A 22,257-nucleotide genomic window follows, 5' to 3' on the forward strand; every position below is an offset into this window, starting at 1 on the left:
GATATTTATCTTGGCTTGCGCTTTTTGAGTGTTGAGGCTTTGGTTTAGCAGTTGATTTAACTTTTCTTAAATGACGATTTATCGAAAACAATGTGGTTAGGAGCCAGTGATGAGCAAAGCTGATACATACTTAAATGCCTTTGGCGGACTGGTCACCAACAATGGTCATGCTAGTGATGAGATGGTCATTCAAATGTCCGATGTCAGCAAATGGTATGGGGATTTTCAAGTATTAAGTGATTGTACGGCGCATGTACATAAAGGTGATGTCGTCGTCGTGTGCGGGCCATCGGGCAGTGGTAAGTCAACCTTGATTAAAACGGTCAATGGACTGGAGCCTTTTCAAGAAGGTGGAATCATGGTGAATGGTATCTCAGTTGGTGCGGTAAAAACCAATTTGCCAAAATTACGCAGCCGTGTCGGCATGGTATTTCAGCATTTTGAATTGTTTCCGCATTTGACCATCATTGATAATTTGACAGTGGCACAGATCAAAGTATTGGGGCGCAAAGAGAGTGAAGCCAAGCAAAAGGCGATGGCGTATTTGGACCGCGTCGGTCTGACGGTACAAGCGGCGAAATATCCAGCGGAGCTATCGGGCGGTCAGCAGCAGCGCGTCGCGATTGCTCGTGCACTGGCTATGGATCCTGTGGCGATGCTGTTTGATGAGCCAACCTCAGCGCTCGATCCTGAGATGATTCAAGAGGTGCTCGATGTGATGGTCGAGCTGACTCGTGATGGCATGACTATGATGTGTGTGACCCATGAAATGGGTTTTGCTAGTCAGGTCGCCAACCGTATTATCTTTATGGATGAAGGGCACATCGTCGAAAACTGTAGTAAAGACGAGTTCTTTGAAGGCGCAAAAAGTGACCGCGCGCAACTGTTCTTATCGAAGATTTTGAATCATTAAAAATCTCTACTGCGTTATTTGAATTATTTATAAATAGCAGATCTAAAAAGCGTCTATTAATAGGCGCTTTTTTGTGGGAGTTGATTTATACCTTCAATTTGGATGCATATGTGAGTGCATGCCTGTTTACTGATACAATGGCTGCCATTCTTTTTAATAATTAAAACGATTCCTTATTTATAGTGGAGCTAATATGAGCGTAGACAATCTATCTGTAGCATCGGCAACCTCATCAAAAGATGGCATCGTCATTATTGGCGCAGGCTTGGCGGGTTGGCACGTGATTGATGCGATTCGTGCGAAAGATAAAGACATCCCGATTACCCTTATCACGGCTGATGATGGCGATCGTTATCACAAGCCAATGCTAACCATGGCGATTAGCCAAAAAAAACGCGCCGCAGACTTGGTACGGGCGACTGGCGCTGATGCAGCAGAAGCGGCACAAGTGACACTACTTGCCAATACGCAAGTAACGGACATTGACCCTGTGGCTCAAACGGTACAGCTTATCTCAGCGCTGCGCTCAGATCCGGTGTATACCAATTATGCCACCATCAGTTATGAGAAATTAGTACTGGCGATGGGTGCTCATCCTATTTTTCCACAAAGCTTACCAGAAGATTTGGTGTGGCATGTTAACCATATTGAGCGCTTTAGTCAGCTACAAGAAAAACTGGCTGAGGGCAGTCAGCACATTGCCATTGTTGGTGCAGGTATGGTTGGCACGGAAATCGCTGAAGACTTATTAAAAGCGGGTCATCAAGTGACCTTGATTGATTTGAACGATGCGCCACTATCACAGATGCTACCAGCCAAAGCGACGGCACGTATTGCGCAAGCAGTGAAGTCGCAGGGGATTAACTTTTTAGGCAGCACACAAGTCATGGACGTTATTCGAAATAACGATGGCAAGTTGCAAGTCAGTTATGAGTCGTTAGCATCAGCGACAGACAGTGCCACTGCTGAGCCAATCGAACCACTCATCGTTGATCATGTGATTGCCAGTACCGGTCTGACGGTTGATGATAAATTACCGACAGCAGCAGGGGTGGAATTCAATCGTCGTACTGGTATCGTGGTTGATGCAACGACATTGCGCACCGATACCTCACATATTTATGCCATTGGTGACTGTATGTCTATCAACGGTGTCGCATGTCGCTATGTCGCTCCACTACGGGCGCAGGCTGCGACCATCGCTGATGATATCCTAGGTCACGAGCATAGCGGCTATGATCATAAGCCGCCGATGATTCGTCTAAAAAACAAAGCGATCTCTGTGATGGTGACGGGTGTACCGCAAGCGTCTGGTAATTGGCAAGTTAAAACTGAAAGTGATGAGGAGCTTATCATGGACTTGCTCGATGATAATCATGAAACGAGTGCAACAGTAACGATTAAAGCACCTGTCATGCCTAAAGCTTAACTATTAAAAAACTCTAAATCATAGCCAGCGCTGCAAACCTAATGCAGCGCTGGCTTTTTTATGTCTATCGCAGCTTTTGTATTAATCATGAATTTAATAAGATGGTGCAGCAATAGTAATCGATACGTACTGTATCAATATTATTGACAGGCTTTCATTTAAGAGGCTATATTGGTGAGGGCTTGATTTAATTATAGGCTATGCTGACAAAGAATATTCAAGGAAGAATATGGTATTTACCTTTGTAATCTATTACCGCTCTGATAAAAAATAATGAACAGCAAAACGAAAGGATTCGTTATGACTCAAGTTTCTGACTTCGACAGTACTACTAAAGACAGTATTCTCAATAATATCCCCAAAGTTAAGATGGGCGCGCGTTCAGAAAATGCACCACTCACCCAAAGCCATGATAAAGGCCCTGATGTGCCGCTGATTGAGGCGACCATCGGTGATTTCTTTGATGCTATTGTCTCCAAATACCCTGAGCGTGAAGCCTTAATTTCTCGCCATCAAAACATCCGATTGACCTACCGTGATTTACAGGAAAAAGTTAATCAGCTGGCAAGTGCCATGATTGAGATGGGGCTCGAGATTGGCGATCGCATTGGTATCTGGTCACACAATAATGCTGAATGGCTAATGATGCAATTAGCGACTGCAAAAATCGGCGTTATCCTTGTCAATATCAATCCTGCCTACCGTACCTTTGAGCTGCAATATGCGCTGAATAAGCTAGGCTGTTCGGCATTGGTATTGATGCGTCATTTCAAAAGCAGTGATTACGCGCAAATGATTCATGAGCTATGTCCTGAAATTTATCATAAGAACTATCAGCAACTTGACTTGGTTGAGATTCCGACGATTGAGCGTATCATTTGGATTGATGAATCAGGAAGCGATGAGAGTTTTAATTTTATGCAAAAGTTCTCTGCTTGGATGGCAGAGGGACATGCTAACGATCCACGTGTTGCAGAGCGCCAAGCCCAACTTAAAAACACCGACGCTATCAGTGTACAGTTTACTAGTGGGACGACTGGCACCCCAAAAGGCGCAACCTTAACGCATCGTAATATCTTGAATAATGGCTATTTTATGGGTGAGGGAATGAGGCTGACGGAAGAGGATAAGCTATGTATCCCATTGCCACTCTATCACTGCTTTGGCATGGTAGGTGGTAATCTCGCCATCTTGACCCATGGTGGTTGCGCGGTTTATCCCAACGATGGTTTCGATCCGCTAACGGTATTACAAACGGTGGAAGAAGAAAAATGCACAGCTCTGCTTGGTGTACCGACGATGTTTATCGCTGAGCTTGATCATCCAGACTTCGATAGCTTTGATTTATCCAGCTTGCGCACCGGTATCATGGGCGGCTCAAGCTGTCCGATTGAGATCATGCGCCGTGTCATGGATAAGATGCACATGAGCGAGGTCACCATTGCTTATGGCATGACCGAGACCAGTCCCGCCTCCTGTCAGACCAGCTCGAAAACGCCGCTTGAAAAGAGAGTCTCTACAGTAGGGATGGTGCTGCCAGCGCTTGAGGTCAAAATCGTCGATACTGAAACTGGTGATGTCGTCCCGATAGGAGGGACGGGTGAATTACTCACTTATGGCTATGCCGTGATGAAAGGTTATTGGGGTAGCCACTTTAAAACGCGTACTGCCATTCAAGATGGCTGGATGCATACGGGTGACCTTGCGACTATGGATGAAGATGGTTATATCACTGTGGTTGGACGTAGCAAAGATATGATTATTCGTGGCGGGGAAAATATCTATCCAGTAGAAGTCGAGAACTATCTATACCGTCATCCTAAGATTCGTGATGTACAAATTGTTGGCGTTCCTGATAAAAAGTATGGTGAAGTATTGGCGGCATGGATTATTGCAAAAGAGCCAGATAGCTTAAACGAAGAAGAGATAAGGCAGTTTTGTCGTGAACATATTGCTCATTATAAAGTGCCGACCTATTTCCGCTTCGTGACTGAATACCCAATGACCATCACTGGAAAAATTCAGAAGTATAAAATCGTCGAAAAAATGATAGAGGAGTTAGGTCTAGAGTGATTTGAAACTACTAATTACTGGAAAAGCCAGCTTTTTACTATTATGTTATAAGGCTGGTTTTTTTAATTTAAGCCAGACAAAAGACGCGTCGTTTAGTCATTACGGATGAATTCATCTTATGATTTTATTTTAAATGATACATATTGTATTACTATTATTGACAGCCTTCGATTTAAGACGGTATAGTAGCTAACGCTAGTCAAGACCTGTTCAAGGAAGAATGAATCGGTGACAGGCGATTAATCAGCACCATAAAAAGTAAAACGAAAGGACTCGTTATGACTCAAAATTATAATTTCGATGCGACTCACGTTGATTTCGATATTATTTTAAATAATATCCCTAGTATCAATATGGGCGCACGCTCAGCAAATGCGCCGCTTTCCCAAAGCTATGATAAAGGTCCTGATGTGCCGCTGATTGAAGCGACAATCGGCGACTTTTTTGATGCTATTGTGTCCAAATATCCTGAGCGTGAAGCGCTGGTCGTCTGTCATCAAAACATCCGCTGGACATATCGTGAGCTACAGCATCAGGTCAATCAGCTAGCCAGTAGTATGATTGAGATGGGGCTTGAGATTGGCGATCGCATCGGTATCTGGTCACATAACAATGCTGAATGGCTGCTCATGCAACTAGCAACCGCAAAAGTCGGCGTCATCCTCGTCAATATCAATCCTGCCTACCGTACCTTTGAGCTGCAATATGCCTTAAATAAACTCGGCTGCTCAGCACTGGTGCTCATGCGTCATTTTAAGACCAGTGACTACGCCAGCCTGATCCGTGAGCTCTGTCCTGAGATTTATCATAAAGACTATACCCAGCTTGATTTGGTTGAGATTCCAACGATCGAGCGTATCATTTGGATTGATGAACCAGAGTCGGATGAGACCTTTGGTTTCATGCAAAAATTCTCTGCGTGGATGGCGGAAGGCGACGCCAACGATCCACGCGTTGCTGAGCGTCAAGCCCAGCTCAAAAATACTGATGCCATCAACGTGCAGTTCACCAGTGGTACGACAGGCACGCCAAAAGGCGCAACGCTCAGCCATCGCAATATTTTGAATAACGGTTATTTCATCGGTGAGGCCATGAATCTCACAGAAGCCGACAGATTGTGTATTCCAGTACCGCTGTATCATTGCTTTGGTATGGTGCTTGGTAATCTCGCAATTCTGACGCACGGCGGCTGTATCGTATATCCAAACGACGGTTTTGAGCCGTTGACGGTATTAAAGGCCGTTGAAGAAGAGAAATGTACTGGTCTACATGGCGTGCCCACGATGTTTATCGCCGAGCTTGATCATCCTGAATTTGAAAACTTTGATTTATCCGCTTTGCGTACGGGCATCATGGCAGGCTCTAGCTGTCCGATTGAAGTCATGCGCCGTGTCATCGACAAGATGCACATGAGTGAAGTCACTATCGCCTATGGTATGACAGAGACCAGTCCAGTGTCTTGCCAGACCAATGAGCATACGCCATTGGATAAACAAGTCTCGACCGTAGGATTGGTACAGCCTGCGCTTGAGGTCAAGGTCATCGATACCGAGACAGGTGAGATTGCGCCTATCGGGGAGACTGGCGAGCTACTCACACGGGGTTATTCAGTGATGAAAGGCTACTGGGGCAGCCGCTTTAAAACGCGTGAAGCCATCCAAGATGGCTGGATGCATACGGGCGATTTGGCAACGATGGACGAAGACGGCTATGTGAAAATCGTTGGTCGTAGTAAAGACATGGTGATTCGCGGTGGCGAAAACATCTATCCAGTAGAAATCGAAAACTACCTTTATCGTCATCCAAAAATTCGCGATGTGCAAATCGTGGGGATACCCGATGAGCGTTACGGGGAGGTGCTGGCGGCGTGGATTATTCCTAAAGAGCCGGGCTGCTTGACCGAAGAAGAGGTCCGTGAATTCTGCAGTGAACATATCGCTCATTATAAAGTGCCTGCTTACTATCGCTTTGTCACTGAGTATCCAATGACCATCACGGGCAAGATTCAAAAATATAAAATCATTGAGCGAATGAAAGAAGAGTTGGGTTTGGCGTAAGCTGACTTATCAGCTCTAAAACACTAAAGATGAACTATGTGAGTCATACTTAAAAAATAGCAGTTGGCATCATTCATATAAAAAGCTACTCGCATTTACGTATCTATGTACTAAAGAAAAAGGGATATCATGAGCGCTATCATAACCAGTAAACTGAGTCCAAACTCAAGCGACTTTCAGCAAAACAGTGCGGCGATGCAAGAGATCGTCGATGATTTGTATGTGCACCTGCGCAAAGTCGCCCAAGGTGGCTCAGAGCGCGCACGTGCCAAGCATCTAGCACGTGGCAAGTTGCTACCACGTGAGCGTGTCGAGCGTTTGCTTGATGTGGGTACGCCATTTTTGGAAGTAGCACCGATGGCCGCTCATGATATGTATGGCGAAGAGATTCCAGCGGCTGGCGTGATTGCGGGTATCGGCCGTATCAATGGTATCGAGTGTATGATTGTCTGTAATGATGCCACGGTAAAAGGCGGCACGTACTACCCAATGACAGTCAAAAAGCATCTACGCGCCCAAGAAATTGCACAAGAAAATCATCTACCGTGCGTTTATCTAGTCGATTCAGGTGGTGCGAACTTACCGAACCAAGATGACGTATTTCCCGATAAAGAGCATTTCGGCCGTATCTTTTTTAATCAAGCCAACCTCAGTGCGGCAGGTATTCCGCAGATTGCTGTGGTCATGGGTAGCTGTACGGCTGGTGGTGCGTATGTGCCGGCCATGAGCGATGAATCTATCATTGTCAAAGAGCAAGGCACGATATTTTTGGGTGGTCCGCCACTGGTCAAAGCAGCAACCGGCGAAGAAGTGACCGCAGAGGATTTGGGCGGCGGTGATGTCCATACGCGGCTATCAGGCGTGGTCGATCACTTAGCGCAAAACGACACGCATGCGTTATCAATCGCGCGTAATATTGTCAGTCATTTGAATCGCCCTGCTAAATACATTCCCAATCAAATCACACCGCGACCGCCACGTTATGATGCCAAAGAGCTATACGGCGTGATTCCAACAGACAAGCGTAAGCCATTTGACATTAAAGAAATCATCGCGCGTATCGTTGATGACAGTGCGTTTGATGAGTTCAAAGCGCGCTTTGGCACGACGCTGGTGTGCGGGTTTGCCCATATCGAAGGGATGCCTGTGGGTATCATTGCTAATAACGGCATTCTATTTAGCGAGTCTGCGCAAAAAGGCACGCACTTCATTGAGCTGTGCTGTAAGCGCAAAATTCCATTGGTATTTCTCCAGAACATCACAGGCTTTATGGTTGGACGTAAATACGAAAACGAAGGTATTGCCCGTCATGGTGCCAAGATGGTGATGGCAGTTGCCAATGCCAAAGTACCAAAATTCACCGTCATCGTTGGTGGTTCGTTCGGCGCTGGCAACTACGGTATGTGTGGTCGCGCTTATAGTCCTCGTTTCTTATGGATGTGGCCAAATGCGCGTATCTCTGTCATGGGCGGTGAGCAAGCAGCCTCAGTATTGGCAACGGTCAAACGTGATAATTTTGATCGCAAGGGGGAGGCGTGGAGTGAGGAAGACGAAGCGGCCTTTAAAGCGCCAATCCGTGAGATGTATGAAGCGCAAGGCCATCCGTATTATGCCACCGCGCGCATGTGGGATGATGGCGTGATTGACCCTGCTGATACCCGTCATGTATTGGCATTGGGACTGAGCGCCGCTTATAACGCGCCGATTGAAGAGACAGCTTTTGGTGTCTTTAGAATGTAAGCGTTCTAAGGTCCGCTCGTAATAAGAGAGTAGTGCGACAATTTTTTAAATACGATTCTACCGCGACATCGGGTTTTGACATCTTACTTTCTTATATGAGCATTATGATGGACGACCCAAACGTTGGGCTAAATATTTACATACGCATATATAAATAGGAACATAGAGAAAGTTATGAAAGAAGCGAAATTAAAAAATACTGATAATTATAAAAGCCTGCTGGTCAGCGTTGAACAGCATGTGGCGACGGTGACATTGAACCGTCCTGAGATACGTAATGCCTTTAATGATGAAATGATTGCCGAGCTGACAGAGGCTTTCACTGTGCTTGGTGCTGACGATGACGTACGTGTAATTGTATTAGCCGCTGCTGGCAAGGCATTTTGTGCGGGCGCTGATCTTAATTGGATGCGCGCCATGGCGGACTATAGCTATGAGGAAAATCTAGCGGATGCGGATAAATTGGCGCAAATGCTCAAGACGATTTCTGAATGCCCCAAGCCCACCATTGCAGCAATACAAGGCGATGTCTATGCAGGTGGTATGGGGTTAGTTGCCGTTTGTGATGTAGCCATCGCCGTGAAAATTGCAAACTTTTGCCTCAGCGAAGTGCATTTGGGATTGGCGCCTGCAACCATCAGTCCTTATGTCATCCGAGCATTAGGTGCGAGAGCATCGCAGCGTTATCTCTTAAGTGCCGAGGTGTTTGATGCCAAAAAAGCACGTCAGCTTGGCTTTATTCATGAGCGCGTGAGCGAAGAGTGGCTAGATGATGAGGTAGCGACACTTTGTGCCAAAATGGTCAAAAACAGTCCCGATGCGGTCAAAACCTGCAAGCAGCTATTACATGACATAGTAGGCACGCCCATTACTGATGAGTTGATTGCCGATACGGTCAAAGGCATCGCTGATATTCGCTCATCAAAGCAGGGCAAAGAGGGCGTGCAAGCATTCTTGCAAAAGCGTAAGCCTGATTGGCTGACAGCAGACTAACTAGCAGCAGAATAATGATAGATAAATGAAAAAATAGACAAGACGTCAAATAACAACGACAAGACACAGGGATAGTTATGTTTTCTAAAATTCTAATCGCCAACCGTGGTGAAATTGCTTGCCGAGTGGCCGCGACTGCTAAGCGTCTTGGCATCAGTACCGTCGCTGTTTATTCTGATGCTGATCGTAGCGCCAAGCATGTGGCTGTCTGTGATGAAGCGATTTATTTGGGTGGTTCGGCACCGAAAGACAGTTATTTAAAAGGCGATGCTATTATTGCTATCGCTAAGCAGACGGGCGCTGAGGCCATCCATCCGGGCTATGGATTCTTAAGTGAAAACGCTGATTTTGCACAGGCGTGCCAAGATGCTGGTTTGGTCTTTATCGGACCGTCTGCTGATGCGATTCGCGCCATGGGCGGCAAATCTGAGTCTAAGCGTTTGATGGAGGCCGCTGGCGTGCCGCTGATACCGGGCTACCATGGTGACAATCAAGATGCAGAATTTTTGCAGCAGCAGGCAGATGCTATTGGCTATCCAGTATTGATCAAAGCGAGTGCAGGCGGCGGCGGTAAAGGCATGCGTATCGTTGAGCAAAGCAGCGATTTTATTGACTTATTAGACTCGTGTCGCCGTGAAGCAATTACCAGTTTTGGTAATGATCAGGTGTTGATCGAAAAATATGCGCTAAAACCACGCCATATTGAAATCCAAGTATTCGGTGATACGCACGGCAATTATGTGCATCTGTTTGAGCGTGATTGCTCAGTACAGCGTCGCCATCAAAAAGTACTAGAAGAAGCGCCAGCACCGGGCGTCGATGATGCGATGCGTCAGGCAATGGGCACAGCGGCAATCGAAGCGGCTCGTGCTGTCGATTACGTGGGTGCAGGTACAGTTGAGTTTATCGTTGAGCAGCGTGAAGACTCTATGAATTTTTATTTCATGGAAATGAATACGCGCTTGCAAGTTGAGCATCCTGTTAGTGAAGCGATTACTGGTGTCGATTTGGTTGAGTGGCAGCTGTTGGTTGCTGCGGGTCAGCCATTGCCAAAAACACAAGATGATTTGGCTATCAACGGTCATGCAATTGAAGCGCGTATCTGTGCTGAAAACCCTGACAATAACTTCTTGCCAGCGACAGGGACTTTGTTTACCTATCAAAAGCCTGAGCACAGTACGTTCAACATTACCGATGTGCGTATCGATGATGGCGTACGTGAGGGTGATGTGATCAGTCCTTTTTACGACTCCATGATTGCCAAACTTATCGTTCATGCGCCTACGCGCGAGCAAGCGCTAGCGAGACTAGATCGTGCATTGGCACAGACGCGTATCGTTGGTCTGCCAAATAACGTGGCATTTTTGCGTTATATTTTAAATACCGATTCATTTAGCAACGCCAATCTCGATACGGCGCTGATAGAGCGCGAGCAGGATAAGCTTTTTGATCAGCATCCGCTTGGATTATCTACGCTTGTGGTGACAGCTATTACGCAGCAGCTTGCGAGTGAAGCGACCATGCAGGGTTCAGATCCATTCAACAAGCCGACGGGTTTCCGTGCTTATAGCGACTATACCCGCTCATTTAGCTTGGTTTATGATGAGCAGTCATATATTGCTCGTATCAGCAATTGGCACAATGCGAGTTGTTCTGACAGTAAAAAAGGTAGCAAAAATCTCAGTCATTTTACCCTTATCATTGGCAAAGAAACGCCGAATGAGCAGGATGATAGCAATATCAATGTAGCTGCCCAAACCGAAACGGTTTATGAAGGTCAAGTGAGTTATGACAGCAGTGACGCGCATAACCATACCTTGTGGTTAGAAGGTGCACGTATCAGTGCCCAAAGCTGGGTACATAATGAGACGGTCTATGTGTTCACAGATAGCGGACGCGATGAGATTACGCTTGTTGATGTGATGGCACATGTGGGTGAGGACACGGCAGCGGTCGGCAGCTTGAAGTCACCGATGCCAGGGCAAGTAGTTGCCTTTAAAGTTGCTGTAGGCGACACGGTCAAAAAAGGTGAGCCACTTGCCGTCATCGAGGCCATGAAAATTGAACATACCATTACCGCGCCAACAGATGGCGTGGTGGCAGAGTTGTTATTTGTAGCAGGCGACTTGGTCGCTGATGGTGATGAGCTATTGCGCATCGATAGTGAAAGCGAATAGAAAAGGACAATAAGCATGAGCCACTCATATCCAAGCCATGTCACCATCGTTGACGTCAGTCCACGTGATGGACTGCAAAACGAATCCATGACGGTACCTACGGCTATCAAGCAAACCTTAATCAACGATTTAATTGACGCAGGGATTAAAAAACTTGAGGCGACCAGTTTTGTCTCGCCAAAGTGGGTGCCACAAATGGGCGATAACAGCGCATTGCTTGATGCGCTAGCACCGACGCGACATACGGATGTTTGTTACTCGGTACTCGTACCCAATATGCGTGGTTTTGAAAATGCTATCTTGCATCGCCCTGATGAAATCGTCATTTTTGGCTCAGCCAGCGAAACCTTTAGTCAAAAAAATATTAACTGTAGTATTGATGAGAGTATTGAACGTTTTGCGCCCGTTGCCGCGGCAGCAAAAGCACAAGGTATCAAAGTACGCGGCGTTATCTCTTGTACCGTTGGTTGTCCTTACGAGGGAGAGATTGACCCTAGCCAAGTAGCCTACGTCACCAAGCGGTTGGTTGAGATTGGTTCAGAGCAGATTGGTATTGCTGATACGATTGGTGTGGGTACACCCCTCAAAGTGCAGCGCGCCCTACAAGCAGCGCTTGAATACGCTGATATCACTATGCTGTCAGGTCACTTTCATGATACTTACGGTCAAGCACTCAGCAATACCTTGGCGGCATTACAAATGGGTGTCAGCGAGTTTGATACTTCGGTGGCGGGTTTAGGTGGTTGTCCGTATGCCAAAGGCGCAACGGGTAATGTCGCGACTGAAGATGTGGTCTATATGCTGCATGGTATGGGTATCAGCACGGGTATCGATTTGGATAAATTGGTCGTGGCAGGCGAACGTATTAGTGCGTTTTTAAAGCGCCCGAACGGCTCAAATGTGGCAAGGGCTTTGATTAATAAGCGTCAGTCTTAAAAAATTATTGCAAAAATTAGATACTAAAAACAAGGAATGGTTATGAGTTTACCTGGATTGAACTTTCAGCTTGGCGAAGATATTGACGCGCTACGTGATGTCGTACAGCAATTTGCGGCAAAAGAGATTGCCCCACGTGCTGCCGAAATTGATAGTAGCGATGAGTTCCCAATGGATTTGTGGCAAAAGATGGGTGACCTCGGTCTACATGGCATTACCGTTCCCGAAGAATACGGTGGCTCTAACATGGGCTACGTCGCCCACATGGTCGCGATGGAAGAGATTAGCCGTGCGTCAGCATCGGTAGCGCTTAGCTATGGTGCGCACTCTAACTTGTGTATCAATCAAATCAAACGCAACGGCTCTGAGGCACAAAAACAAAATTATTTGCCAAAGCTGATCAGTGGCGAGTTCATCGGTGCCTTGGCAATGAGTGAGACGGGTGCTGGCTCAGATGTCGTCAGCATGAAGCTCAAAGCTGAAGAAAAAGATGGTAGCTATGTGTTGAACGGCAGCAAAATGTGGATTACTAACGGCCCTGATGCGGATGTGATGGTGGTTTATGCTAAGACCAATCCTGAAATGGGTGCCAAAGGTATGACCGCCTTTATCGTTGAAAAAGGTATGGAAGGTTTTGGCACGGCACAAAAGCTCGATAAGCTTGGCATGCGTGGTAGTCATACGGGTGAGATGACCTTTAACAATGTGACCGTACCAAGCGAAAATATTTTGGGCGGTCTCAATGAAGGCGTTAAGGTATTGATGAGTGGGCTGGATTACGAGCGTGCGGTATTGGCCGCAGGTCCTATCGGTATCATGCAGGCGGTAATGGACAATGTTGTGCCTTATATTCATGATCGTAAGCAATTTGGTCAAGCTATTGGTGAGTTTCAGCTAATCCAAGGCAAAGTTGCTGATATGTATACGATACTGCAAGCAGGCCGCAGCTTTTTATATACCGTGGGCAAAAACCTCGATATGCTGGACGCGCGCGGTGCTGGTCATAGCCGAGAAGTACGTAAAGACTGTGCCAGTGTGATCTTGTGGTGTGCCGAAAAAGCCACATGGATGGCAGGCGAGGGCATTCAAATATTTGGCGGTAACGGCTACACCAACGAGTATCCACTTGGTCGCTACTGGCGTGATGCTAAACTATATGAAATTGGCGCGGGTACCAGTGAAATCCGCCGTATGCTAGTCGGTCGTGAGCTGTTTAACGAGACCAAATAATCCTAATGGGTATAAATGATTAGTTAACTTTTATCGAATAATTTTATTCTAATATCTAAAAATGTGCTACGTTATATGTCTCATAGCGTGGCACTTTTTAATGACTGAAATAAAAGACTTTTATCATGATTCGTAAATTACATATCAAGCCAGCCTTTAATACAGTTTCTACCTTTTTCACCAATATAAAACCTATCGGTGTCTATGGCCTGTTAGTTACTTTGTTTGCATTATTCACGATGACAGCGAGTATCACGCCTGCACAAGCAGAGCTGGTTGATTTGTCTAGTCCTGAACCCATTATTCAGTTCTCTATTCGAGATGCTAGCTGGCTGAGACCGCCAAGATTCGATCGTGCTATTCGTCATACTTCTATAGATAAATATTTAATTCATTGTTCATATGACGAAGAAGGCGCTGTTATCAAACCTTGTGATAGAAAGGATTTAACAATGATTTTTTCATTGTATGTTGATAAAGAAGGTAATATCAAAGATATAAAGTTGATTGAGAGTAGCGGTCTAAAAGAAGTAGATAGTTTTTTTGCAAAGCAGATTTATAAAGCTCGACTTAAACCTTTTTCGAGAAAAGGACAGGCAGTAGAAGGTAACGTTACATTACCGATTGAATTTAAATAGCTGTAGAATAGTAAGAAAAATTAAGTGGATTTAAACCAAAAAAGCAGTACGCCTCACACGTACTGCTTTTTTATTTTCAAGGTAAAAGCATTTATTGAGTATTACGACTACGACTGCTTGGTATGATCAAAATAGCGTGCCAAGCCATTTAACAATAAATCATCACGTAGGCGCACCGGACGGTTGACGTGCTGCGAGATAATAGCTGCATCACCACCCGTCATGATGACTTCAAAGTTGGGATGGCGATGGCTAATCTCATTGATGGCACCGACGATAGAGAGCAAGATACCGCGATGTACCGCGTCTTGTGTGGTCATGCCTTGACCAACACTATCAAAGGTGCCATTGGATATGGTAATTTGCTTAGTGCCTGAAAATAGTGATTCACGTTGCAGATAAATACTGGGGAAAATATAACCGCCCAAATGCTCAGCATGATCAATCAAGTCAATGGTCACTGCTGTGCCACAGCCAATCACGCACTGACGTTTTTTCTTATCCACGGCGCCCAGCATCTGTAGCCAACGATCACAGCCAAGCTGTTCGTCATTATAAGCACTCTTCATCAAAGCATGCGCTGCATCGACATGGACAAACTCAAACGGAATATTCAGACGACCTAACGTCTCTGACACTTTAACATTCAAATCGTCGCCCAGCACCGATGAGATACCAATAAAATCAGGCGCGTAACGCTCGAAGCGATCGGTCAAACCCATCAGTAGTTCGGCAGGCGCTTGCAAATGTTGCTTGGCATCATGCGCGACTATTTGTCCGATATCATCGGTGAGCCAGTATTTTAGACGGGTGTTGCCAAGATCTAACCAGAGCATAAAAATCCCTTTATATCGTGCCCATTGGGTCTTTGATTTAAGCCTTATCAATAACGTCGATGCGTCCGGTAAAAAGCGCAGAAATCTTACCGTTATCTTGACGCAATTGCAAACATCCATGTGTATCAAGACCACAAGCATAACCTGTGATGCTATCTGTTTTACCGTTATGCTCTTGAGTAACGTGCAAGCGTAATCCTGCCAGTGCATCCATCGAATCAAACTGTTTTAAAAAGCTGTCCAAATTATAGCTTTGACCAGTGGGCTTCTCTAATCCTAGGTGCTCAAAGCGTGTCATAGCGGCTAGCAGTGCTTTACTCATTTGTTGGTAAAGTATTTTTAGGCTTGGTAGGCTCACAATATCTGTCTCTGATTTTAGCCTCTCATAAATATCCTGTAGGCTAATCGCTTGATAACTCATGCCTTCGCAAGTTTTTGTAGTAAGTTTGGGCGTTGCCTGTACATTAAGTCCTACGCCCATCACCACGCCGACCAATTTGCCCGCTTGGGTAACAGGCTCAATCAAAATACCCGCAAGTTTATTAAAAGGTAGAGTCTGTGCTGCCAGTTTAGGCTCATTTAACACTGAGTCAGATGGCGGTTGATAGAAGCCCAAATCATTGGCCCATTTTACGCCGATTGGCGTCAATCCTTGCGCGCGCAATTGCTCATTTAATATTTGAATAACGGGCATTTTTGCCAGTTCAACGCCGATGATTAATGACAGTAAACCGCTAATCGGCAGATGAACAGGATGATATAACGACAGATAGACATTGCCGCGTGGTGATTGCCACGAGCGCCCGTGTTGTCCACGACCTGCGCTTTGGGTTTCAGCGGTCAGTAGATGCATCTCCGCAGCATTTAACGTGCCATTTTGCACGTCTGCTATCAGCTCGCTATTGGTAGAGGCACTGTTGACAAGGTGACGATGGTTCAGCTCTGGTAAATGATGAAGCTCTAATGAGTCGGATGGGTTGTCAGAAAAATTGGAAAATGGCAGCATAAGTTTCGTCGATGTGGTTAATATAGCGTGGATAATCTTTGTTATACTGGGCGATTGTCATGAGATTTTCACGATTAGACAATACCAAATAAACAGCATAAAGGTCGAGTTGTGATTTGGCAAATGCGATAGGCAAGTGATTATAAAACTAAAGAATTTTTATAAAAATTAAGTGCGATAAAGGACTGATTCGATGATGTTATATGTATGGTTTGTGATTGCAGGCGCGTTTGCGGGTGTCAGTGCAGGTCTATTTGGTGTGGGCGGCGGCATGATTATCGTACCAGCATTGGTTTGGATTTTTACCGCTTATGATTTTTCGCCAGAAGTGGTGACTCATTTGGCGATTGGTACGTCACTGGCGACCATCGTTGTGACCTCGATCAGCTCATTGACTGCGCATAATAAGCGTGGCGGCGTGCGTTGGGAAGTTTGGCGCAAAATGGCACTCGGCTTGGTCATCGGTAGTTTGGTGGGAGCCGGTATTGCCGATATGATTGACGGTAAAGTACTGCAAGCCATCATCGGTATCGGCGCGTTATTGGTCGCTTTAAAAATGCTGTTTTTATCCAATAAAGAGCAGCTGGGCAAACCGCTACCGTCAGCTGGCGTACAGTTCGGTGCGGGCACGGGCATTGGAATGGCGTCGTCTATTTTTGGGATTGGCGGTGGCAGCTTAACCGTACCGTTTTTAAATTGGGCAGGGTTACCGATGAAGCAGTCGGTCGGTACGTCTGCCGCTTGTGGATTGCCGATTGCATTGGCTGGTGCAGCAGGGTTTGCATGGTTCGGGCAAGATGTGGTCAATCTGCCTGAGGGCGCGATAGGCTTTGTGCATATCACAGGTTTTTTATGTATTTCTGTCGCGAGCTTTGCGATGGCAAAAGTCGGTGCCAAGCTTGCGCACCAATTGCCTGCGCTAACGCTTAAGCGCGCCTTTGGAGTATTGTTATTATTTGCAGGCGGGCAGCTGTTGTTAAGTGGGATTGGGGTGATTTAGGTTTTAATTGTAAAGTGTCTAACTTTAAGGAATAAGAAATGGCAATACACGATTTATATTTTAAACGACAAAAGCAGTTACGTGGTGAGTATCCTGATATCTATCAATACGAAGAGTTACCAGAAACACTGAAAATTCAGATAATACATATTTGGAAAGAAACGATAGGCGAAGATTATCCACGCAATACTGGATATTCTAGTAGTTTAAATCGTAAGTATTTGCAAAAGTGCCATAATATCCTATGTAAGGAGTTGGGTACCTTTAAACTCAATAGAGATGATAGAGATAATGAAATGCATATCATCTACTTTAGCAGTATCTCTCAATATTTTTTAACAGAGCAAGATGTTGAAAAAGCGTTAAGTATTATCGAGTTAATGGTAAAAATCACAAAGCTTTTTGCTGAAAATTGTCGAACCAACATAAATGTTAACAACGTTATATCTGAACTAAATCAAAGATTCCGTGAACATGCGGTAGGTTACCAATACGAAAGCGATCAAATCGTTAGAGTAGACTCTGAATTTATCCATGCTGAGGCTGTTAAACCAGCATTGCAACTACTCAGTAATCCAACGTATAAAGGTGCACAACAAGAATTTCTAAAAGCACATGAACACTATCGTCATGAAAGGTATAGCGAAGCCTTAATCGACTGTCTTAAAGCGTATGAAAGCACATTGAAAATTATTCTAGATAAAAATAAATGGGAGTACAGTCCTAATACAACCGCTGACGAGCTTACAGGTCGACTCATGCAGTCAGGGTTAGTTCCTGAGTTTTGGCAACAGTACTTTAAGTCCTTGAAAAATACTTTAACTTCAGGTGTTCCTACTGCTCGTAATAAATTGGCAGGTCATGGTGCAGCAAATGAAGTTAGAGAAATACCTGAGTATTTAGTTAGCTATATCCTTCATATGACAGCATCTACGATTGTATTTTTAATTAAAGCCGAAGAAGTATTAGATTAAATTTAATTATGAGTGACAATAATGTCACTCTAACTTTCCTATTTTTAAAACCCACAAACCCTAAAAACCCACCACAATTTCAGGTAGAATAGCCGCCTGTTTTCGCCATATTTACTGATTCTTCATGCGTCTAAAATCTCTAAAGCTGGCAGGCTTTAAATCCTTTGCCAATCCAACGACTTTTACCTTTCGTCATGGTATCACCGCCATTGTCGGGCCGAATGGCTGTGGCAAATCCAACGTCATTGATGCCATTCGTTGGGTGCTAGGCGAAACCTCAGCTAAGCAGTTACGTGGCGGGGCGATGAGTGATGTTATCTTTGCTGGTACGCAAGATAAAGCCGCCAAAAGTGTCGCCAGTGTCGAGCTGACCTTTGAGCATACCCAAGACGAGCATACTGGCATTCGCCATGAGTTTAATCTTTATCAAGAGCTGTCTGTCCGCCGTCAGGTCAATAAAGAAGGGCGCTCGGATTATTTTATCAATGGCACGCGCTGTCGTCGCCGTGATGTGGTCGATGTGTTTTTGGGAACTGGGCTTGGCGCGCGCAGTTATGCCGTCATCGAGCAGGGCATGATTGGGCGTATTGTCGAGTCTAGCCCCATGCAACTACGTGAGTTTATCGAAGAGGCGGCAGGGGTTTCACGCTATCAAGCGCGCCGTGAAGAAACGCAAAAGAAGTTAGAGAAAACTAAAGATAATTTAGCACGTCTACATGATATGCAAAGCGAGCTGGTCAGCCAACAAAAACGCCTGTCTAAACAAGCCGCTAGTGCTGAGCGTTACGAAGCGTTAGCGTTGTCGCTTGCTGATATCAAACAGCAGCTTGCCATTCAGCAGCTCTATCAAGCCAAGCATACTCAGCAGCAGCAAAAAATAGCGCATGAGCGTAGCACCACTGAAGTATCAACCTTACAAGCCAATTATGACACGCTAAAAGCCAAGCAAGATAAGCTTGCCGCCCGTATCAATCAAGAGCAATGGCTAAAAGACGATGCTCAAAGTATCCATTATCAACAGCAGCTAAGCTATCAACAAGCAGAGCATCAATTAGGCGATGCCAAGTCACAGCTGACCACTACCGCGCAGCAGCTTGCCAGTTTGGATCAACAACGTAAGCAAGCAGTCGATGAGATAAATCGCTTGAAGGCTGAGCAAGCCGAACAGCAGACGGTGCTAGAAGCATTGCGTCCACAGCTCAATGAATTAACGAATAAACGTGAAGCGCATAAACGCAACGAGCAACCATTACAGCGCGCCTACCATGACGCGCAAAACCAGCTATCAAGGCTGCAAGACACTGCGCGCTCGCTTGAACAGCAGCAAGCGATTAATAGCCAAGCACAAAAACGTCAGCAGCAAAACCATGATAAATGGCAGCGCCGCCAGCAAAATTGGCAGCATTTATGGCAGCAACTACAACAGTCGTTATCACCAATTCAAAGTGCTGATTTGCAAGATAATACTGATGCGAAACATTTGCAGCAGACGTTAGCGGCGCAAGTCGCTGAGCTAAACAAACAATTGCAGCAGATTGAACGCCAACAAGACAGCGTCGATGAGCGACTGTCTGAGCTACAACCGCAAGCGCATGATTTACAGCAGCGTTTAAATACGCAGCAGCGCGAGTTGAGCGAGAATGAGAAGCGCCACGCGGTATTGGCAGGTGAGTATGATACCCTGCACCAGATATTGCATCCTAAGCCGACACCAAAATCGCAACCGCCTGTTCATGCAAAAACTGCTGATATTAAAAGTGATTTAGGAAGCGACTATAACCAATTAACCATTATCACCTTGCGTGAACAGATTGAACTAAGCGAAAAAGGTCAGGAGCACGCAGAGCTGCTTGATAGCGTGTTGGCGTTATGGTTAGACAGCCATGTATTAATCTCAAATCAAACGAACCAGTCAAGCATCGATAACGCTAACGATGATTCTGAGAAACTGCATAGCTTATGGCAAGCGCTTGAGCATGAGTTAAAAGATTTATTTGTTTATCAAAATGCGCAAACCAATACAGTGGACAAGTTATCAATCAAAACAGAAGCAGGTAACAGCTTATGGCTATCTGCTCAGACAAATGATACAGATTCAACGCCATTTATCAGTGCTTTGCCAGATAACTTGGTTGATAAAATATTGCCTTTATCACAGCTAATTAGCGCACCGAATTTAACGCTTTGGCAACAGTGTTATTTATATATTGCGCAATCTCAAACGACTAATCAGCATGATTTTGAGGCGCTTACCGACATCTTAAAAGTATTGCCATTGTCAGCCATTTTACTAACGACTGACGGCTGGATTATTAGTCGTCAGGGCACGATAAATCTCAGTAAGTTTGTTGGTGCGCAAGATAGGGAAAATGAGAGCAATAACCAGTTCCTCACGCAACGTTTGCAACAGCGCAGTCGTTTGCAAGCGTTAGAAGCATTGCTGGATGAATTTGAAAGTAAAATACAAGACCAACAGAAGACCATTGCTAATAACCAGCGTACCTATGATGCGCTGACAGTCAGCTTAGAAGAGACTCGTGCGCAAGCTGAGCAGTTAACCCGCGATAAGCATCAATATCAGCAAAAACTCACCAGCCAGCGCGCCAACGCTGAGCGCTTACAAGCGGACAGCCAACGCCTAGATGCTGAAAAAGCTACCCTTGAACAAGAGCAACAGGAGCTGGTGCAAGAGCAGCAAGCGCTCAATCATGAGCAGCAGCACCTCCAAAGCGAGATAGCGGCACTGACGCCACAGATATCGGATGCTCGTGCGGAAACTCAGCAATTACAAGCTGAGCGCAATGAGCTAAGTCGTACCCGTCAAGCGGATGATGATGCTTGGCAAGCATTGCAACTTCGTATTCAACAAAGTGAGATGCGTTTAGAGCATAGTGTTAGTAGTTTTGTTCGTGCGACCGAACAGCATGACAAGTCGCTACAAAGCGAGCAAAGTCTAACGGCACGTCTTGAGCAGCAGCAAAATAAACTACCAGCACTACAAGCCGCATTACAAACAGCACAGACCACGCGCGATGAGCAGCAGGCAGTATTGACGACACGCGAGACAGCATTAACGGTGCTTAAGCAAGAGTACAGTCAGCAGCAGGTAGAGCTAGATAGCTTGCAAAACACACTGCAAACTCAGCAAAGTGCGCTTGCCAATCACTCGACCGAGCTGGCACTAAGCGCTGCAAAATTAGAGGATGCTAGTAGTCATACGCAAGAAGCACTAGAGGCTTACCATAAAGTGAGTCATAAATATAAAGCGCCATCGGAAATATCGCATCATCAGCAAATAATGAGCGTCTCAAATTTGCTAGCAGATTTTATCGCCCATGATCGCCGTGTGCGCCCAGACAAAATCGCTGAGCTTGAGTCTGAGCGCGCGCAGCTTGAGCAGCAGCTAAGCAAAATTGGCGCAGTTAACTTGGCAGCGGTGGCAGAGTTGGCAGAAGTTAATGAGCGCTTAGAGCCACTCGCGCAGCAGACAACAGATATTGCTGCCAGCATGCAGACGTTGACGGAGGCGATTGCATCAATTGATGAGACCACCAAGACCCTATTTATGCAGACGCTCGATGCGGTCAATACTGAGCTTGCCAATTTATTTGCTAAAGTATTTGGTGGCGGGCAAGCCAGTTTAACGCTCAATACTGACGATATGCCTGTCAATGCGCCAAAATCAGAACAGTGGCGGGCAGGGCTAACGTTAATGGCACAGCCAAAAGGCAAACGTAATAGTCGTCTTGCCGTGCTTTCAGGCGGCGAAAAGACGCTTACTGCATTGAGTTTGATTTTTGCGATATTTAAGCAGCATCCTGCCCCATTTTGTGTACTAGATGAAGTTGATGCGCCACTTGATGACGCCAACGTCGCCCGTTTTACCAGCCTCATTCATGAATTAGCAGACGATTTACAGTTTATTTTTATTAGCCATAATAAATTGACGATGCAGATTGCCGATGAGTTAAAAGGCGTCACCATGCCAAGCGCGGGCATTTCTACCTTGGTCAGCGTCTCACTCGACGAAGCAGCACGTTACCTTTCTGATTAAGAGCAGCCCAGTAATAAAATAATTGATAACTGGCAGCCATTGCTAGTGGTATAGTTAGGGCTGAGGTCATAAGGTCACGCAATTGTGTCAGCCTCAGGGTAAACGATGACTATATGGTGACGATATTAATTAGCCATGCTAGACTATTGCCATTCATTCCCTCTTATGTATTCCCTTTTGTCATATATTAGGATGTATTTC

The 22,257-nt window shown here is 45.6% G+C and carries 15 protein-coding genes; 13 read left to right on the forward strand and 2 right to left on the reverse strand.

Going from position 1 to position 22,257, the window contains the following annotated elements; genetic code table 11:
* The first annotated feature begins 181 nt into the window (after nt 1-181).
* From JMX93_RS08115 to JMX93_RS08160, 10 genes are all read left to right on the forward strand, one after another.
* Nucleotides 182-913 carry an amino acid ABC transporter ATP-binding protein gene (locus JMX93_RS08115; RefSeq protein WP_193012473.1) on the forward strand — a complete coding sequence of 244 codons (732 nt, stop codon included), beginning with the start codon at nt 182-184 and terminating at the stop codon, nt 911-913.
* 193 nt (nt 914-1,106) lie between these two features.
* A complete protein-coding gene (locus JMX93_RS08120) occupies nt 1,107-2,342 on the forward strand; it encodes an FAD-dependent oxidoreductase (protein WP_499204402.1) in 1,236 nt (411 codons plus the stop codon).
* 300 nt (nt 2,343-2,642) lie between these two features.
* The gene (locus JMX93_RS08125) at nt 2,643-4,415 is read left to right on the forward strand and encodes an AMP-binding protein (RefSeq protein WP_499204403.1); all 1,773 of its coding nucleotides are present in this window, start codon (nt 2,643-2,645) and stop codon (nt 4,413-4,415) included.
* Nucleotides 4,416-4,693: 278 nt separating this feature from the next.
* Nucleotides 4,694-6,472: an AMP-binding protein gene (locus JMX93_RS08130; protein ID WP_499204404.1), complete on the forward strand. Its 1,779-nt coding sequence runs from the start codon at nt 4,694-4,696 to the stop codon at nt 6,470-6,472.
* A 129-nt stretch (nt 6,473-6,601) separates the two neighbouring features.
* The gene (locus JMX93_RS08135) at nt 6,602-8,212 is read left to right on the forward strand and encodes a carboxyl transferase domain-containing protein (protein ID WP_499204405.1); all 1,611 of its coding nucleotides are present in this window, start codon (nt 6,602-6,604) and stop codon (nt 8,210-8,212) included.
* A gap of 174 nt (nt 8,213-8,386) precedes the next feature.
* Complete coding sequence (locus JMX93_RS08140) at nt 8,387-9,205, forward strand: enoyl-CoA hydratase/isomerase family protein (RefSeq protein ID WP_499204406.1); 819 nt, start codon at nt 8,387-8,389, stop codon at nt 9,203-9,205.
* A gap of 77 nt (nt 9,206-9,282) precedes the next feature.
* Nucleotides 9,283-11,382, forward strand: a complete 2,100-nt coding sequence (locus tag JMX93_RS08145; protein ID WP_499204407.1) for an acetyl/propionyl/methylcrotonyl-CoA carboxylase subunit alpha — start codon at nt 9,283-9,285, stop codon at nt 11,380-11,382.
* A gap of 15 nt (nt 11,383-11,397) precedes the next feature.
* Entirely contained in the window at nt 11,398-12,318 is a 921-nt protein-coding gene (locus tag JMX93_RS08150) for a hydroxymethylglutaryl-CoA lyase (RefSeq protein ID WP_499204408.1), read from the forward strand.
* A 42-nt stretch (nt 12,319-12,360) separates the two neighbouring features.
* Entirely contained in the window at nt 12,361-13,548 is a 1,188-nt protein-coding gene (locus tag JMX93_RS08155; RefSeq protein ID WP_499204409.1) for an isovaleryl-CoA dehydrogenase, read from the forward strand.
* Nucleotides 13,549-13,673: 125 nt separating this feature from the next.
* Nucleotides 13,674-14,186: an energy transducer TonB gene (locus tag JMX93_RS08160; protein WP_499204410.1), complete on the forward strand. Its 513-nt coding sequence runs from the start codon at nt 13,674-13,676 to the stop codon at nt 14,184-14,186.
* 107 nt (nt 14,187-14,293) lie between these two features.
* On the opposite strand, the gene JMX93_RS08165 is transcribed toward JMX93_RS08160, so the two are convergent.
* Together JMX93_RS08165 and JMX93_RS08170 are read right to left on the reverse strand one after the other, a co-directional pair.
* Nucleotides 14,294-15,022: a pantothenate kinase gene (locus JMX93_RS08165; protein WP_045453617.1), complete on the reverse strand. Its 729-nt coding sequence runs from the start codon at nt 15,020-15,022 to the stop codon at nt 14,294-14,296.
* A gap of 37 nt (nt 15,023-15,059) precedes the next feature.
* The gene (locus JMX93_RS08170; RefSeq protein WP_499204411.1) at nt 15,060-16,028 is read right to left on the reverse strand and encodes a biotin--[acetyl-CoA-carboxylase] ligase; all 969 of its coding nucleotides are present in this window, start codon (nt 16,026-16,028) and stop codon (nt 15,060-15,062) included.
* 196 nt (nt 16,029-16,224) lie between these two features.
* On the opposite strand from JMX93_RS08170, the gene JMX93_RS08175 reads away from it, so the two are divergent.
* The 3 genes from JMX93_RS08175 (at nt 16,225) to JMX93_RS08185 (ending at nt 22,056) form a co-directional block, all read left to right on the forward strand.
* Complete coding sequence (locus tag JMX93_RS08175; protein ID WP_499204460.1) at nt 16,225-17,028, forward strand: sulfite exporter TauE/SafE family protein; 804 nt, start codon at nt 16,225-16,227, stop codon at nt 17,026-17,028.
* Between the two features lie 38 nt (nt 17,029-17,066).
* Nucleotides 17,067-18,002, forward strand: coding sequence for an abortive infection family protein (locus JMX93_RS08180; protein WP_499204412.1), 936 nt, complete (start codon nt 17,067-17,069; stop codon nt 18,000-18,002).
* Between the two features lie 124 nt (nt 18,003-18,126).
* Complete coding sequence (locus JMX93_RS08185; RefSeq protein ID WP_499204413.1) at nt 18,127-22,056, forward strand: AAA family ATPase; 3,930 nt, start codon at nt 18,127-18,129, stop codon at nt 22,054-22,056.
* Nucleotides 22,057-22,257: the final 201 nt, after the last annotated feature.

The organism is Psychrobacter muriicola 2pS, assembly GCF_904846535.1.
In the GTDB taxonomy this organism is placed as follows: Bacteria; Pseudomonadota; Gammaproteobacteria; order Pseudomonadales; family Moraxellaceae; genus Psychrobacter; species Psychrobacter aquimaris.

Bases quoted from the DNA above. Each gene is read 5' to 3' on its own strand.
- JMX93_RS08170 (WP_499204411.1), bottom strand. From the start codon at position 16,028: ATGCTGCCATTTTCCAATTTTTCTGACAACCCATCCGACTCATTAGAG.
- JMX93_RS08115 (WP_193012473.1), top strand. From the start codon at position 182: ATGGTCATTCAAATGTCCGATGTCAGCAAATGGTATGGGGATTTTCAA.
- JMX93_RS08175 (WP_499204460.1), top strand. From the start codon at position 16,225: ATGTTATATGTATGGTTTGTGATTGCAGGCGCGTTTGCGGGTGTCAGT.
- JMX93_RS08130 (WP_499204404.1), top strand. From the start codon at position 4,694: ATGACTCAAAATTATAATTTCGATGCGACTCACGTTGATTTCGATATT.
- JMX93_RS08160 (WP_499204410.1), top strand. From the start codon at position 13,674: ATGATTCGTAAATTACATATCAAGCCAGCCTTTAATACAGTTTCTACC.
- JMX93_RS08180 (WP_499204412.1), top strand. From the start codon at position 17,067: ATGGCAATACACGATTTATATTTTAAACGACAAAAGCAGTTACGTGGT.
- JMX93_RS08140 (WP_499204406.1), top strand. From the start codon at position 8,387: ATGAAAGAAGCGAAATTAAAAAATACTGATAATTATAAAAGCCTGCTG.
- JMX93_RS08155 (WP_499204409.1), top strand. From the start codon at position 12,361: ATGAGTTTACCTGGATTGAACTTTCAGCTTGGCGAAGATATTGACGCG.
- JMX93_RS08125 (WP_499204403.1), top strand. From the start codon at position 2,643: ATGACTCAAGTTTCTGACTTCGACAGTACTACTAAAGACAGTATTCTC.
- JMX93_RS08150 (WP_499204408.1), top strand. From the start codon at position 11,398: ATGAGCCACTCATATCCAAGCCATGTCACCATCGTTGACGTCAGTCCA.
- JMX93_RS08185 (WP_499204413.1), top strand. From the start codon at position 18,127: ATGCGTCTAAAATCTCTAAAGCTGGCAGGCTTTAAATCCTTTGCCAAT.
- JMX93_RS08120 (WP_499204402.1), top strand. From the start codon at position 1,107: ATGAGCGTAGACAATCTATCTGTAGCATCGGCAACCTCATCAAAAGAT.
- JMX93_RS08145 (WP_499204407.1), top strand. From the start codon at position 9,283: ATGTTTTCTAAAATTCTAATCGCCAACCGTGGTGAAATTGCTTGCCGA.
- JMX93_RS08135 (WP_499204405.1), top strand. From the start codon at position 6,602: ATGAGCGCTATCATAACCAGTAAACTGAGTCCAAACTCAAGCGACTTT.
- JMX93_RS08165 (WP_045453617.1), bottom strand. From the start codon at position 15,022: ATGCTCTGGTTAGATCTTGGCAACACCCGTCTAAAATACTGGCTCACC.